Here is a 14068-nt window from a genome sequence, read left to right on the forward strand (position 1 = left end):
GGTCAACAACGAGGGACAGGTCCCGGACAGCCCGGTCAAGGTGGCGATGGCGCCGCCGCGGCCCGCGCGGATCGAACCGGTTCCCGTCAACACCCTGGCCGCCCGCGCCGGCGCGCGGATGATCCTGGACGGGCACAGTGACACGACGATCACCGGCGCCACGCTGAGGGCTCAGCACGTCGTACCCGGGGACCTGTTCGCCGCGCTGCCGGGCGCCCGCGCGCACGGCGCGGACTTCGCCGCGGAGGCGCTCGCCGCGGGCGCGGTCGCGGTCCTGACCGACGAAGCGGGCGCGGAGCGGCCCGCGCTGCGTGACGCGGGCGTGCCCGTCCTCGTGCACAGCGATCCCCGCGCGGTCCTGGGCTCGGTCGCCGCCTGGATCTACGGGGAGCCGTCGCTCCGGCTCGCCGTGCTGGGGGTCACCGGCACCTCCGGCAAGACCACGACCTCCTACCTCGTCGACTCCGGCCTCCGCGCCGCCGGCCGCACCACGGGGCTCATCGGCACGGTCGAGACCCGGATCGCCGGCGAGCGGCTCGCGAGCGCGTTCACCACCCCCGAGGCCCCCGACCTGCAGGCGCTGTTCGCGGTGATGGTCTCCCGCGGCGTCACGCATGTGCCGATGGAGGTCTCGAGCCACGCGCTCGCCCTCGGCCGGGTCAACGGCACCCGGTTCACCGTCGGCGCGTTTACCAACCTTTCCCAGGACCACCTCGACTTCCACCGCGACATGGAGGAGTACTTCGCCGCCAAGTCGCTGCTGTTCGACGGCCGGTCCAGCACGGAGGTCGTGGTGATCGACACCGCGTGGGGACAGGCGCTGGTCAAACCGCACACGATCACGGTCTCGACCCAGCCGGGGACCGAGGCCGCCTGGACGGCCGCCGACATCGGCAGCACGGCGACCGGTGAGCAGACCTTCACGCTGCACGGCCCCGAAGGCCGCACGGCCCGCGCGACGCTGCCGATGCCCGGTGCGTTCAACGTGGCCAACGCGCTGCTGGCCGCCGCGATCCTGGACACCACCGGCGTGGGGCTCGACGACATCGTCAAGGGACTGGCGAGCGTCGAGGTTCCCGGCCGGATGGAGCGTGTCTATCTCGGCCAGGAGTTCACCGCCGTGGTGGACTACGCGCACAAGCCCGCCGCGGTCGCCGAAGCGCTCGACGCACTGCGCGCCCGCACCGAGGGCCGTGTCATCACCGTGCTCGGCTGCGGCGGGGACCGGGACACCGGCAAACGCCCGCTGATGGGCGAGGCCGCCGCGCGCCGCAGTGAGGTGCTCATCGTGACCGACGACAACCCGCGCTCGGAGGATCCGGCGCTTATCCGCGCCGCGATGCTCACCGGGGCACGCACCGCCCGCGCCGGCGGGCGCGTGCTGGAGATCGCCGATCGCCGGGCCGCCATCGGCGAGGCCATCGCCCTGGCCGAGCCGGGCGACGTGGTGCTGATCGCCGGGAAGGGGCACGAAACCGGTCAGGAGGCCGGTGGCGTGGTGCATCCCTTCTCCGACCGTGACGAGCTGGAGGCCGCCATCCGCCACCGGCTCGAAGGAAACCCAGGAGTATCCGCTTGATCTCGCTCAGCCTGGCGGAGATCGCCAGCATAGTCGGCGGGACGGTGCACGACGGCGACGGCAGCGCGGTCGTCACCGGCAGCGTCGAGTTCGACTCCCGCAAGGTCACCCCCGGTGGGCTTTTCCTTGCCCTGCCCGGAGAAAAGGTCGATGGCCACAGCTTCGCCGCGCGCGCGGTGAAGGCCGGGGCGGCCGGGGTGCTCGCCGCGCGTCCGGTCGGCGTGCCGGCGGTGGTCGTGCCGCCACTGCCGGCCGGGCAGGCGCACGAACGTTCGGTCGCACTGACCGGCGACGCCGACGGCTCCGGTGCCGCCGTGCTGGCGGCGCTGGGCAAGCTCGCCCGGTACGTCGTGACGCATCTGAAGGGCCTGACCGTCGTCGGCGTCACCGGCTCGTCCGGCAAGACCTCCACGAAGGACCTCATCGCGCAGCTGCTCGAGCCCCTGGGACCGACGGTCGCGCCGCCCGGATCATTCAACAACGAGCTCGGGCACCCGTGGACCGCGCTGCGCGCCGACGAGCACACCCGCCATCTGGTGCTGGAGATGTCCGCGCGCGGGCCCGGCCACATCGCCGAACTGGCCGCGACGGCGCCGCCGCGGATCGGCGTCGTGCTCAACGTCGGGTCGGCGCACGTGAGCGAGTTCGGTTCGCGCGAAGCCATCGCGCAGGCCAAGGGGGAGCTAGTCGAGGCGCTGCCCGAGGACGGCGCCGCGGTGCTGAACTTCGACGACCCGCTCGTCGCGGCGATGGCGAGCCGCACGAAGGCCCGCGTGGTCGGGGTGGGCGAGCACTCCGAAGCGGCCGTCCGCGCCGAGGACATCACGCTCGACGAGCACGCCCGCCCGTCGTTCCGGCTCGTGACCCCGGGCGGCGCGGCGAGCGTGACGCTCGGGCTGCACGGCGAGCATCACGTCGGCAACGCGCTCTCGGCCGCCGCGGTCGCGCTCGAGCTCGGTTCCACTGTGGACGAGGTGGCCGCCCGCCTGTCCACTGTGGAACGCCGTTCGGCCCGCCGGATGGAGGTCACCACGCGGGCCGACGGGGTGACCGTCCTCAACGATTCCTACAACGCGAATCCCGAGTCGGTGCGCGCCGCGCTCAAGGCGCTCGCGTCCATGAGCCGTGCCGGGGGTCGGCGATCTTGGGCGGTCCTGGGTGAGATGGGCGAACTCGGGGCCGATAGCGTGTCCGCGCACGACGAGATCGGCCGCCTCGCGGTCCGGCTCAACATCAGCAGGCTGGTGGTCGTCGGAGACGGCGCCGCCGCCATGCACCAGGGCGCCAGCCACGAGGGCTCCTGGGGAGAGGAGTCCGTTCTGGTGCCCGACACGGAAGCGGCGATCGCGCTGCTGCGGGCGGAACTGCGGCCCGGTGACGTCGTGCTCGTCAAGGCATCCAACTTCGCCCAGCTGTGGCGGGTGGCGAACATGCTGCTCGAGGATGGTGTTGCGTGATCAGCATTCTGGTCGCCGCGGGGATCGGGCTCCTGGTCTCCATTCTGCTCACCCCGTACCTGATCCGGGTGTTCTCCCGGCGGGGCTTCGGCCAGGAGATCCGGGAGGAGGGCCCGGCCGGGCACAAGTCCAAGCGCGGCACCCCCACCATGGGCGGGGTCGCGATCATCGCCGCGACGGTCGCCGCGTACTTCCTGGCGCACCTGATCAACTGGCGGATGCCGTCGGTCTCGGGGCTGCTGGTGCTGTTCCTGGCCGTGGGGCTGGGTGTCGTCGGCTTCCTCGACGACTTCATCAAGATCCGCAAGCAGCGCAACCTCGGCCTGAACAAGACCGCGAAGCTGGTCGGGCAGCTCGTGGTCGCGGTCACCTTCGGCATCCTGGTGCTCAACTTCGCCAACAAGTACGGGCTCACGCCCGCTTCGCGCAACCTGTCCTACGTGCGCGATCTGGCGCTGATCACCTTCCCGGCGGTGATCTTCGTCCTGTTCGTCTACATCGTGGTCTCCGGCTGGTCCAACGCGGTCAACTTCACCGACGGCCTCGACGGGCTCGCCGGCGGGGTTTCGGCGATGGTGCTGGCGACGTATGTGGTCATCGCGTTCTGGCAGGAGCGGCTGTCCTGCGTCAACACCCCGCAGGCCGCCTGCTACGACGTGCGGGACCCGCTGGACCTCGCGGTGGTCGCCGCCGCCGCGGCGGGCGCCTGTATCGGCTTCCTGTGGTGGAACGCCGCGCCCGCGAAGATCTTCATGGGGGACACGGGTTCCCTGGCGCTGGGCGGGCTCGTCGCGGGCCTGTCGATCACGACCCGCACGGAGCTGCTCGCGATCGTCATCGGCGGCCTGTTCATGGTCGAGATGATCTCGGTGGTGCTGCAGATCGCGGTGTTCCGCACGACACGGCGGCGCCTGTTCCGGATGGCGCCGTTCCACCATCACTTCGAACTCGCGGGCTGGGCGGAGACCACGGTCATCATCCGGTTCTGGCTGCTCGCCGCGATCTGCTGCATGTTCGCCCTCGGCCTGTTCTACTCCGAGCAGCTGGGCGCGGGAGGCTAGGTGTTCGCCGGACGTCATGTCCTGGTCGCCGGGGCCGGGGTCACCGGCCGCTCGGCCGTGCCGGCGCTGCTGGAGCTGGGGGCGCGCGTCACGGTCACCGACTCCGACGCCGCGCGGCTGGCCGGATTCGAAGGCGTCGCGACGGCGGCCGGGCTCACCGCGCCGCCCGCGGACGTGGATCTCGTCGTCACCAGCCCCGGCTGGCGCCCGGCTTCTCCACTGCTGGCCGCGGCCGCGGAGGCCGGGATCGAGGTCATCGGGGACGTGGAGCTGGCCTGGCGGCTGGGGCAGCGGCGCGGGAAACCGCCCGTATGGCTCGCGGTCACCGGCACCAACGGCAAGACCACGACCGTGGGCATGCTCGAGTCGATCCTGCGCGCGGCAGGGCTCAACGCGGTCGCGTGCGGCAACGTCGGGTTCGCCGTGCTCGACGCCGTGGGCGCCGGGTACGACGTGCTCGCCGTGGAGCTGTCGAGTTTCCAGCTGCACTGGTCGAGCACCCTCGCTCCGCACGCGGCGGTGGTGCTCAACGTCGCGGAGGACCACCTCGACTGGCACGGTTCGCTCGAGGCGTACGCGGCGGACAAGGGCAAGCTCCTCGAACGCGCGGCCGTCGTCGTGCACAACGCCGACGACGCCTGGTCCACCAGGCTGGCGGCCGCGAACGAGCGGGCCCGGCACGTCGGCTTCCGCCTCGGCACCCCGCGCCCCGGCGAGCTGGGCCTGGTCGAGGACCTGCTGATCGACCGCGCGTACGTCGATGACCCGGCGACGGGCGCCGAGGAGCTGTGCGGTGCCGCCGACGTGCGGCCCGCGGGCCCGCACAACCTCGCCAACGCACTGGCCGCCGCCGCCCTCGCCCGCGCCCACGGCGTGAGCACCGGCGCGGTGGCGAAGGGGCTGCGCGAGTTCCAGCCCGGCGCGCACCGGGCCGTCGAGGTCGGCGAGGTCGGCGGCGTCCGCTACATCGACGACTCCAAGGCCACCAACCCGCACGCCGCCGCCGGCTCGCTGCTCGCGCATCCCCGGGTCGTGTGGATCGCGGGCGGGCTGCTCAAGGGCGCGCACGTGGACGATCTGGTGACCGCGGTCGCCGGCCGGCTGCGCGGCGCGGTGCTGCTGGGTACCGATTCCGGGGTGATCGCGGCCGCTCTCGCGCGACACGCGCCGAATGTCCCCGTCCGGCAGGTGCCCCCGGGTGACGATGAACCCATGAACGCGGCGGTTGAGGCGGCTCGGGTGCTGGCACGTCCTGGCGACGTCGTGCTGCTGGCACCGGCCGCGGCATCGATGGACCAGTTCCGGGACTACGCCCACCGTGGCGACGCGTTCGCGACCGCGGTGCGTGCACTCCGGGACGGCGTGGATGACCGCGGTTGACGACCAGCCCGAGACAGGTGAGCGCAGACCGCGGCGCAACCGGCGAGAGAGCAGGTTCGGCACCGTCTACACCACGCTGACGGCGTGGCTTTCCCGGCCGCTGGCCGACTTCCACCTGGTGCTCGCCCTGACCGGCCTGCTGACCTCGATCGGCATCGTGATGGTGCTGTCGGCCTCGTCGGTCGCGTCCGTCGACCCGGCCACGGGCGCGGGCGTGTACTCGCAGTTCAAGAAGCACCTGGTATTCGTGGGGACCGGGGCGATCGTGTTCTGGATCGCCCTGCGGATGCCGATCAAGCGCGTCCGGGCGCTGTCCTCGGTGGCCGTGCTCATCTGCCTGGCGATGCTGGCGCTCGTGCTGACCCCGCTGGGCGCGGCGAGCGGCGGCGCGCAGCGCTGGTTCGTGATCGGCGGGTTCTCGGTGCAGCCGGTGGAGTTCGCCAAGGTCGCCCTCGCCCTGTGGGGCGCGCATGTGCTGGTCACCAAGTACCAGGTGCTGCACCAGTGGCGGCATCTGCTGGTCCCGGTCGTGCCGGTCGCGCTGCTGATGTTCGCGCTCGTGATGGCCCAGCCCAACCTGTCCGGCACCATCACCCTCGGCGTCGTGCTGGCTTCGCTGCTGTGGTTCGCCGGCGCGCCGAAACGGCTGTTCGCGGTCCTGCTCGCCGGCGGTGTCTCCGCAGCCGTCGTCCTCGCGCTGACCGCCAGCTACCGGGCCTCACGCGTGCTGTCGTTCCTCTCGCCCGGCACGGGCAGCAGCGACGCCGGTTACCAGGCACTGCAGGCGAAGTACGCGCTCGCGGACGGCGGGCTGTTCGGCAAGGGCCTCGGGCAGGGCCCGTCGAAATGGGCGTACCTGCCCAACGTCCAGAACGACTTCATCTTCGCGGTGATCGGCGAGGAACTGGGGTTCATCGGCTGCGTCGTGGTGATCGGCCTGTTCGTGGGACTGGTGATCGTCGGGCTGCGCATCGCCACCCGCAACCTCGACCCGTGGATCCGGATCGTGGCCGGCACGCTGACCGTGTTCACCGTCTCCCAGGCCGGCATCAACATCGGCTATGTGGTGGGGCTGCTCCCGGTCACCGGGGTCACGCTGCCGCTGATCTCCGCCGGCGGCACGTCGATCTGGGTCACCATGTTCCTGATGGGGCTGCTGGCGAACGCGGCCCGGCACGAACCCGAGTCGGTCGCGGCGCTGCGCTCGCAGGGACCGGGTAAGTTCGGTCGCCTCCTGCGGTTGCCCGCGCCCGAGGTCTACCGCCCGCCGGCGAAGCGGCGGGGCAGCGGACGCGCGAGCACCCCCCGCGGGGCCCGGCCGTCCGCGCGCCGCACCCGTTCGGCCCAGCCGGTCCAGCGCCGGCGCGCGGCGCCGGACTACGGTAGACGTTCGACGCGAAGAGGAACCACGTGACTGAAGGCGTTACCAGTGCGGTGACCAGGCGGGCCCCCACCGTCGTGGTGGCGGGCGGTGGCACCGCCGGGCATATCGAGCCCGCGATGGCGCTCGCCGACGCGGTGAAACGCCTGCGCCCCGAAGCGACGGTCGTCGCGCTGGGCACCCCGAAGGGACTGGAGAACGAGCTCATCCCGCCGCGCGGCTACGCGCTGGAGCTGATCCCGCCGGTGCCGTTGCCGCGCAAACCGACCACCGACCTGCTGCGCCTGCCGCTCAGGGTGCGGGACTCGGTCCGGCGCGCCCGCGAGGTGCTCGACCGCGTCGGCGCGGACGTCGTGGTCGGGTTCGGCGGCTACGTCTCGCTTCCGGTGTACCTGGCCGCGCGCGGGCGCGTGCCGATCGTGGTGCACGAGGCGAACCAGTCGCCGGGCCTGGCCAACCGCGTCGGCGCGCGCTTCGCCAAGCGGGTGGCCGTCGCCACGGCGGGCACGCCGCTGCCGAACGCCGAGGTCGTCGGGATCCCGCTGCGGCGGTCCATCACGTCGCTCGATCGCGCCGCGCTGCGTGCCGAGGCGCGCAAGCATTTCGACCTCGATCCGGACGCCCCGACGCTGCTCGTGTTCGGCGGTTCGCAGGGCGCGCGCTCGATCAACAACGCGGTGTCCGGCGCGGCGAAGGAGCTCGCGGAGGCGCGCATCGGCGTGCTGCACGCGCACGGGCCGAAGAATACCCTTGTGGTGCAGGAGTTTCCGGGCTGCCCGGCGTATGTGCCGGTGCCGTACCTGGAACGGATGGACCTCGCCTACGCGGCGGCGGACATGGTCCTGTGCCGCTCGGGGGCGATGACCGCGGCCGAGGTGTCCGCGGTCGGCCTGCCGGCGGTGTTCGTGCCGCTGCCCATCGGCAACGGCGAGCAGGCCACCAACGCGCGCCCGGCGGTGGACGCGGGCGCGGCGCTGCTGGTCGAGGACGCGGACCTGACCCCGGCGAAGGTCGCCGAGCTGGTCATCCCGCGCCTGACGAACCCGGACGAGCTGGCGAAGATGAGCGCGGCGGCGGTCCGCATGGGCCACCGCGAGGCCGACGAGGTACTGGCGAAGATCGTGCTGGAGGCGGCCAAGTGATTGCCCGAGATGCCGTGAGGGACCCCCTCATGCCCATATGTGCCGTGAGGGACCCCCTCACGGCATTTCAGGGGAGGGAGGTGGCGAAGTGACCGTTCCGGCGCAACTCGAACGGGCCCACCTGATCGGGATCGGGGGCGCGGGCATGAGCGGGATCGCCCGGATCCTGCTCGCCCGCGGCGGGCAGGTGTCCGGTTCCGATGCGAAGGACTCCCGCGCGTTCCTGAGCCTGCGCGCGCAGGGCGCCCGGATCGAGGTCGGGCAGCGCGCGGAGAACCTGGCCGAGCCGAGCGCGGTCGTGGTCTCGACCGCGATCAAGGACACCAACCCCGAACTCGCCGCCGCCCGCGAACGCGGGATCCCCGTGCTGCACCGGGCGCAGGCGCTCGCGTTGCTCATGGCGGGCCACCGGGTCGCCTGTATCGCCGGGACACACGGCAAGACGTCCACGACCTCGATGCTCACCGTCGCCTTGCAGCACTGCCGGCTCGACCCGTCCTTCGCCATCGGCGGCGACCTCAACGAGTCCGGCGCGAACGCGCACCACGGCGAGGGCGGCATCTTCGTCGCCGAGGCCGACGAAAGCGACGGCTCGTTCCTGACCTACTCGCCCTCGGTCGCGGTCGTGACGAACATCGAGCCCGATCATCTGGACCACCACGGCACACCCGAGGCGTACGTGGCGGTGTTCACCGAGTTCGCGGACCGGATCCAGCCGGGCGGCCTGCTGATCGTCTGCGGGGACGACGGGACCGCGAACGCGCTCGGGGACCGTGCCGCCGCGCGCGGGGTCCGGGTGCGGCGCTACGGCCGCACCGTCACGGGCGAGCACGACGCGCGCGTGCTGGACTACCGGGCGACCGAGACCGGCGGCGCCGTGCGGATCGAACTGGACGGGGAGCAGCTCACGGTGCCGGTCGCGGTGCCGGGCGAGCATATGGGCCTCAACGCCGTCGCCGCGCTGCTGGCCGGGATCGAGCTGGGCGCGCCGGCGGACGGCCTCGCGGAGGGGCTGGCCGCGTTCGGCGGGGTGCGGCGGCGGTTCGAGTTCAAGGGCCGCGCGGGGGACGTCCGGGTCTACGACGACTACGCCCACCACCCGACCGAGGTCGCCGCGCAGTTGCGCGCGGTGCGGCACGCGGCCGGCAAGGGGCGGGTGGTCGTGCTGTTCCAGCCGCATCTGTACTCGCGCACCAAGACGTTCGCGACCGAGTTCGCCCGGGCGCTGTCACTGGCCGACGAGGTCGTCGTGCTCGACGTGTACGGCGCGCGGGAAGAGCCGGAGCCGGGCATCACGGGCGCGCTCATCGCCGAGCAGGTCGAAGGCGCGGGCGTGCACTACGAGCCCGCCTTCGACCGGGTGGTGCCGCTGGCCGCCGATCTGGTCAAGCCCGGGGACCTGCTGATCACCATGGGCGCCGGGGACGTCACGGCGCTCGGGCCGGAGATCCTCGCGGAACTCGACCGGCGCGCGGGGGCCTGACTTGGTGACGCGGCAGGAACGGCGGAGGCCGTCCGCGAGGCGGGACACCCCGGCGCGCAGCCGCCGTGGCCGCCGCCCGGTGACCGCGCGGAACCGCACCGGGACGAGCCTCAGCCGCCGTCGGGGCCTGCGGCGGCGGTGGATCGCGGTGCTGAGCGTGCTGACCGTCGTCACGCTGGCGTACTTGATGTTCTTCACGTCGTTCCTCGGGGTGCGCGCGGTGGAGATCGACGGCGCGTCCTCGGTGCCCGCCGACCAGATCCGCGCCGTCGCGGCGGTGCCCGACCGCAAGCCGATGATGCTCGTCGACACCGGCGAAATCGCCGGCCGGGTCATGAAACTGCCCGGGATCGCCTCGGTCGACGTGTCGCGGTCGTGGCCGTCCACAATCGACATCACCGTGACCGAACGCACTCCCGTCGCGTTCTTCGACGGACCGGGCGGGGTGCATCTGGTCGACGGCACCGGGCTCGACTACAAGACCGTCCAGAACAAACCCGCCGGCCTGCCCGAACTGAACCTCGCGCGGGTGGCCCCCGACGACGCGGTCACCCGGTCCGTGATCGCGGTCCTCGCGAGCCTGCCTCCGGCGCTGAAGAACCAGGTCACCGTCGTGCGCGCGCAAACGCCGGGCGGGGTGGAGTTCACCCTGGCGGGCGGCAAGATCGTGCGGTGGGGGACCGCGTCCGAACCGGACCGCAAGTTCAAGGTCCTGTCGGTACTGATGACCCGCGAGGGCAAGGTCTACGACGTCGCGAGTCCCGAGCTGCCAACGGTTTCCTGAGTCCCCACCGGCGGCCGCGGCGGGGATCTGTTGGGATACCTTGACGCGCGGCCGTCGCCCGCGCGAAAGTGTTGTGGCCGAAAAGCCTTCCGCGACACGCGGCGTGGCTGCTGGATTCCTGCCTGCGTGATCCCTACCGTCCTGCACCAAGCCAGAAGTTGACATAACTCTAAACCTCGGGTTGAGGTTTCCGGTTGTGCCACGGAAGGCGAGCGGTACGAGTACTCACGATCAGGAAGGCGGACCCGATGACGCCCCCGCACAACTACCTCGCGGTGATCAAGGTCGTCGGCATCGGCGGTGGCGGTGTCAACGCCGTGAACCGCATGATCGAGGTCGGCCTCAAAGGTGTCGAGTTCATCGCGGTGAACACCGACGCGCAGGCACTGCTGATGTCCGACGCCGACGTCAAGCTCGACATCGGCCGCGAGCTCACGCGCGGTCTCGGCGCCGGCGCCAACCCCGAAGTGGGGCACAAGGCGGCCGAGGACCACCGTGAGGAGATCGAGGAGGTGCTCAAGGGCGCCGACATGGTCTTCGTGACCGCGGGCGAGGGCGGCGGCACCGGAACCGGCGGCGCACCCGTCGTGGCCTCGATCGCGCGCAAGCTCGGCGCGCTGACGATCGGCGTGGTCACCCGCCCGTTCACCTTCGAGGGCAAGCGGCGCGGCAAGCAGGCCGAGGACGGCATCCAGGCCCTGCGCAACGAGTGCGACACCCTGATCGTGATCCCCAACGACCGGCTGCTGCAGCTCGGCGACATCGGGGTCAGCCTGATGGACGCGTTCCGCTCGGCCGACGAGGTGCTGCTCTCCGGTGTCCAGGGCATCACCGATCTGATCACCACCCCGGGTCTGATCAACCTCGACTTCGCCGACGTCAAGTCGGTCATGTCCGGCGCGGGCAGCGCTCTGATGGGCATCGGCTCGGCCCGCGGCGAGGGGCGCGCGGTGCAGGCCGCGGAGAAGGCGATCAACTCGCCGCTGCTGGAGGCCTCGATGGAGGGCGCGCACGGCGCGCTGCTGTCCATCGCGGGCGGCTCGGACCTCGGCCTGTTCGAGATCAACGAGGCCGCCTCGCTCGTGCAGGAGTCCGCGCACCCCGACGCCAACATCATCTTCGGCACGATCATCGACGACTCGCTCGGTGACGAGGTCCGGGTCACGGTCATCGCGGCCGGGTTCGACTCGGGCGCGCCCACGCACAAGAAGCTGGAGACTCCGGCGCTCGGGGCGCGGCCCAGCACCACGGCCTCCGCCGAAGCGGGCCAGGTGCGCGCTCCCCAGCCTCCGCCGGCGACGCAGCCGCCCCCGGCTTCCGGGGCGTACCCGCCGCCCGCGACGCCTCCGCGTACCTCCGGTTCGCCGAACTACCAGCAGCCGCAGTCGCCGGCGCTGCCGCAGCCCGGTGGCAGCACCCGCGGCTACCCGGCCCCGCGCAGCGGCCAGGGGAGCCTGCCGAGCCGTCCCGTCCCGGTCACCGACGACCCCTCCGACGACGAAGTCGACGTGCCTCCGTTCATGCGCCGCTGAACGTGGGAAAGTGGTGGGGTGCGCATCAGGCGGGTGGTGACGACCCGGGCCGGTGGGGCCTCTTCGGGCGAGTTCGAATCCTTCAATCTCGGTGACCTCGTAGGCGACGATCCGGCGGCGGTCGCGGCCAATCGCAAGCGGCTGGCCGCCGAACTGGGGCTGACCAGAATCGCCTGGATGGAACAGGTACACGGGCGGACCGTGACGGTCGTCGACGGCACCGAGGACGGCCCGGCGGAGGCGACCGACGCGCTCGTGACCGCCACGCCGGGTGTCGCGGTCGCCGTGCTCGTCGCCGACTGCGTGCCGATCCTGCTGGGTGACCCGGAGGCCGGGGTGGTCGCCGCGGTGCACGCGGGCCGCGTGGGCGCCCGGGTCGGCGTGCTCCCCGCGACGTTGAAGGCGATGGTGGCGGCCGGTGCCGAACTTGGGCGGATCGAGGTGCTGCTGGGCCCGGCGATCTGCGGCCAGGACTACGAGGTCCCCGCGGACATGGCCCGCGACGTCGAAAAGCATCTGCCGGGCAGCGCGACGAAGACGCGCAAGGGCACCCCGGGTCTCGACCTGCGGGCGGGGCTCTGGCGGCAACTCGCGGACGCGGGGGTCGGCAAGATCGGCGTGGACCCGCGCTGCACGTTCGAGGACCCGAGTCTGTTCAGCTACCGCCGCGACGGCACCACCGGTCGCATCGCGGCGCTGACCTGGGCCGAAACGGAATGAGCGAGGACCGAAAGGCACAGCTCGCGCGAGCGCTGGAACGGGTCGAGGCCAGGGTCCGTGGCGCCTGCGAATCGGCGGGGCGTGCCCGTGCGGAAGTCCGGCTGCTGGCGGTCACCAAGACCTTCCCGGCCTCGGACGCCGCGCTGCTCACCGATCTCGGGCTCACCGATCTCGCCGAGAACCGCGATCAGGAGGCGAGCGTCAAGGTCGCCGAGGTCGGGCGGCTGCGGCCGGACGCGGCGGTGCGCTGGCATATGGTCGGCCGGCTGCAGCGCAACAAGGCCCGGTCGGTCGTGCGATGGGCGGACGAGGTCCAGTCCGTCGACTCGATCCGGCTCGCCACCGCGCTCGACAACGCCGTGCTCGCCGAAGGGCGGCCGAAGCTGGACGTGCTCGTGCAGGCGAGCCTCGACGACGACCCGGCGCGTGGCGGCTGCCCGCTGGCGGAACTGGACGAACTGGCCGCGCACATCGCCCGGGCGGGTGGACTGCGGCTGCGGGGTGTGATGGCCGTGGCGCCACTGGGCGCCGACCCGGGTCCGGCTTTCGAACGCCTGGCGCGGGCCGCCGGACGCCTGCGCCGGGACCATCCGGGGGCCACCGAACTGTCCGCGGGGATGAGCGGTGATCTGGAACAAGCGATCCGGCATGGTTCGACATGTGTGCGTGTCGGAACCGCGTTGCTCGGGGGGCGCGGTTTAGCCTCGCTGGGGAGCGGATCACCCGGAAGGGCGCCATGATCGCCGGGTGATCACGAGTGGGAGCGGCTAGGGGAGAGGCATGAGTGCGCTGAACAAGCTGAAGGCCTACTTCGGCATGATCCCTGCCGACAACGAGGACTACGACGGCTACGACCGCTACGACGAAGCCGACGGCTACCGGCAGGAGTACGCCGACGAAGCGTACGACGCGTATGAAGAGGGGCCGCGCTCGCGGCGACGCTACCGCGCCGACTACGACGACGAGCCGGTGGGCCGCTCGCGCGGTGTTCGCGAGCCCTCCGTGCACGGCGCGCTCGCGGTGGACCGGCAGCCGGAGCCCGTGGCGCGGCTGCGGCCGGTGCCGGAGACGGCGCACGTGCCCGCGCGGGACCCGCTGAGCCGGATCACGACCCTGCACCCGTCGAGCTACCTCGAGGCGCGGTCGATCGGCGAGGCGTACCGGGAGGGCACCCCGGTGATCATCAACCTGACCGAGATGGAGAACGCGGACGCGCGGCGCCTCGTGGACTTCGCGGCCGGGCTCGCGTTCGCGCTGCGGGGTTCGATGGACCGCGTCACGAACAAGGTGTTCCTGCTCTCGCCGCCCGACGTGGAAGTGACGGCCGAGGAGCGCCGGCGGATCGCCGAGGGCGGCCTGTTCCTCCGTCACTGAACGCTGCACGCGTCTCGCGCTGTGCACATGCAGAGGTGTAGTTGCCCGGTGACAGCCAGTGAAATTTTGCTCCGTTCGAGTGACATCGTTGGATAAATCACAGTAGGGTCACGGGGCCTGGACAGTTCGGTCGTCTCGGGTGCTCGGCGCGTTCGCCGGGTGTGGCAGAGTGGTG

Annotated in this window: 12 protein-coding genes; all 12 read left to right on the forward strand. The window is 72.0% G+C overall.

The features are described from left to right. The first annotated feature begins 46 nt into the window (after positions 1 to 46). The 12 genes from FG385_RS24680 to FG385_RS24735 all read left to right on the forward strand — a co-directional run bounded on the left by FG385_RS24680 (position 47) and on the right by FG385_RS24735 (position 13893). Positions 47 to 1579, forward strand: coding sequence for a UDP-N-acetylmuramoyl-L-alanyl-D-glutamate--2,6-diaminopimelate ligase (locus tag FG385_RS24680; protein WP_139099196.1), 1533 nt, complete (start codon positions 47 to 49; stop codon positions 1577 to 1579). After that, a complete protein-coding gene (locus tag FG385_RS24685) occupies positions 1576 to 3036 on the forward strand; it encodes a UDP-N-acetylmuramoyl-tripeptide--D-alanyl-D-alanine ligase (protein ID WP_139099159.1) in 1461 nt (486 codons plus the stop codon). The genes FG385_RS24680 and FG385_RS24685 overlap by 4 nt, the downstream gene beginning before the upstream one ends. Further along, entirely contained in the window at positions 3033 to 4097 is a 1065-nt protein-coding gene (mraY, locus tag FG385_RS24690; protein ID WP_139099160.1) for a phospho-N-acetylmuramoyl-pentapeptide-transferase, read from the forward strand. The genes FG385_RS24685 and mraY overlap by 4 nt, the downstream gene beginning before the upstream one ends. Next, the gene (murD, locus tag FG385_RS24695; protein ID WP_139099161.1) at positions 4098 to 5477 is read left to right on the forward strand and encodes a UDP-N-acetylmuramoyl-L-alanine--D-glutamate ligase; all 1380 of its coding nucleotides are present in this window, start codon (positions 4098 to 4100) and stop codon (positions 5475 to 5477) included. Beyond that, entirely contained in the window at positions 5464 to 6891 is a 1428-nt protein-coding gene (gene ftsW, locus FG385_RS24700; RefSeq protein WP_139099162.1) for a putative lipid II flippase FtsW, read from the forward strand. The genes murD and ftsW overlap by 14 nt, the downstream gene beginning before the upstream one ends. Next, on the forward strand, positions 6888 to 8000 hold the full coding sequence (murG, locus tag FG385_RS24705; protein WP_139099163.1) for an undecaprenyldiphospho-muramoylpentapeptide beta-N-acetylglucosaminyltransferase: 1113 nt from the start codon (positions 6888 to 6890) through the stop codon (positions 7998 to 8000). The genes ftsW and murG overlap by 4 nt, the downstream gene beginning before the upstream one ends. Before the next feature lie 88 nt (positions 8001 to 8088). After that, positions 8089 to 9483 carry a UDP-N-acetylmuramate--L-alanine ligase gene (murC, locus tag FG385_RS24710; RefSeq protein ID WP_268815943.1) on the forward strand — a complete coding sequence of 465 codons (1395 nt, stop codon included), beginning with the start codon at positions 8089 to 8091 and terminating at the stop codon, positions 9481 to 9483. Between the two features lies 1 nt (position 9484). Continuing rightward, positions 9485 to 10267, forward strand: coding sequence for a cell division protein FtsQ/DivIB (locus FG385_RS24715; protein WP_139099165.1), 783 nt, complete (start codon positions 9485 to 9487; stop codon positions 10265 to 10267). Between the two features lie 248 nt (positions 10268 to 10515). After that, positions 10516 to 11799, forward strand: coding sequence for a cell division protein FtsZ (ftsZ, locus tag FG385_RS24720; RefSeq protein WP_139099166.1), 1284 nt, complete (start codon positions 10516 to 10518; stop codon positions 11797 to 11799). 18 nt (positions 11800 to 11817) lie between these two features. After that, positions 11818 to 12519 (forward strand): peptidoglycan editing factor PgeF, encoded by a 702-nt coding sequence (gene pgeF, locus FG385_RS24725; RefSeq protein WP_139099167.1) that lies wholly within the window; start codon positions 11818 to 11820, stop codon positions 12517 to 12519. Further along, positions 12516 to 13259, forward strand: coding sequence for a YggS family pyridoxal phosphate-dependent enzyme (locus FG385_RS24730; RefSeq protein WP_139099168.1), 744 nt, complete (start codon positions 12516 to 12518; stop codon positions 13257 to 13259). Before pgeF ends, FG385_RS24730 begins: the two co-directional genes overlap by 4 nt. Before the next feature lie 40 nt (positions 13260 to 13299). Continuing rightward, positions 13300 to 13893: a cell division protein SepF gene (locus tag FG385_RS24735; RefSeq protein WP_139099169.1), complete on the forward strand. Its 594-nt coding sequence runs from the start codon at positions 13300 to 13302 to the stop codon at positions 13891 to 13893. The last annotated feature ends 175 nt before the right edge of the window (positions 13894 to 14068 follow it).

It is taken from the genome of Amycolatopsis alkalitolerans (assembly GCF_006152065.1).
Classification (GTDB): domain Bacteria; phylum Actinomycetota; class Actinomycetes; order Mycobacteriales; family Pseudonocardiaceae; genus Amycolatopsis_E; species Amycolatopsis_E alkalitolerans.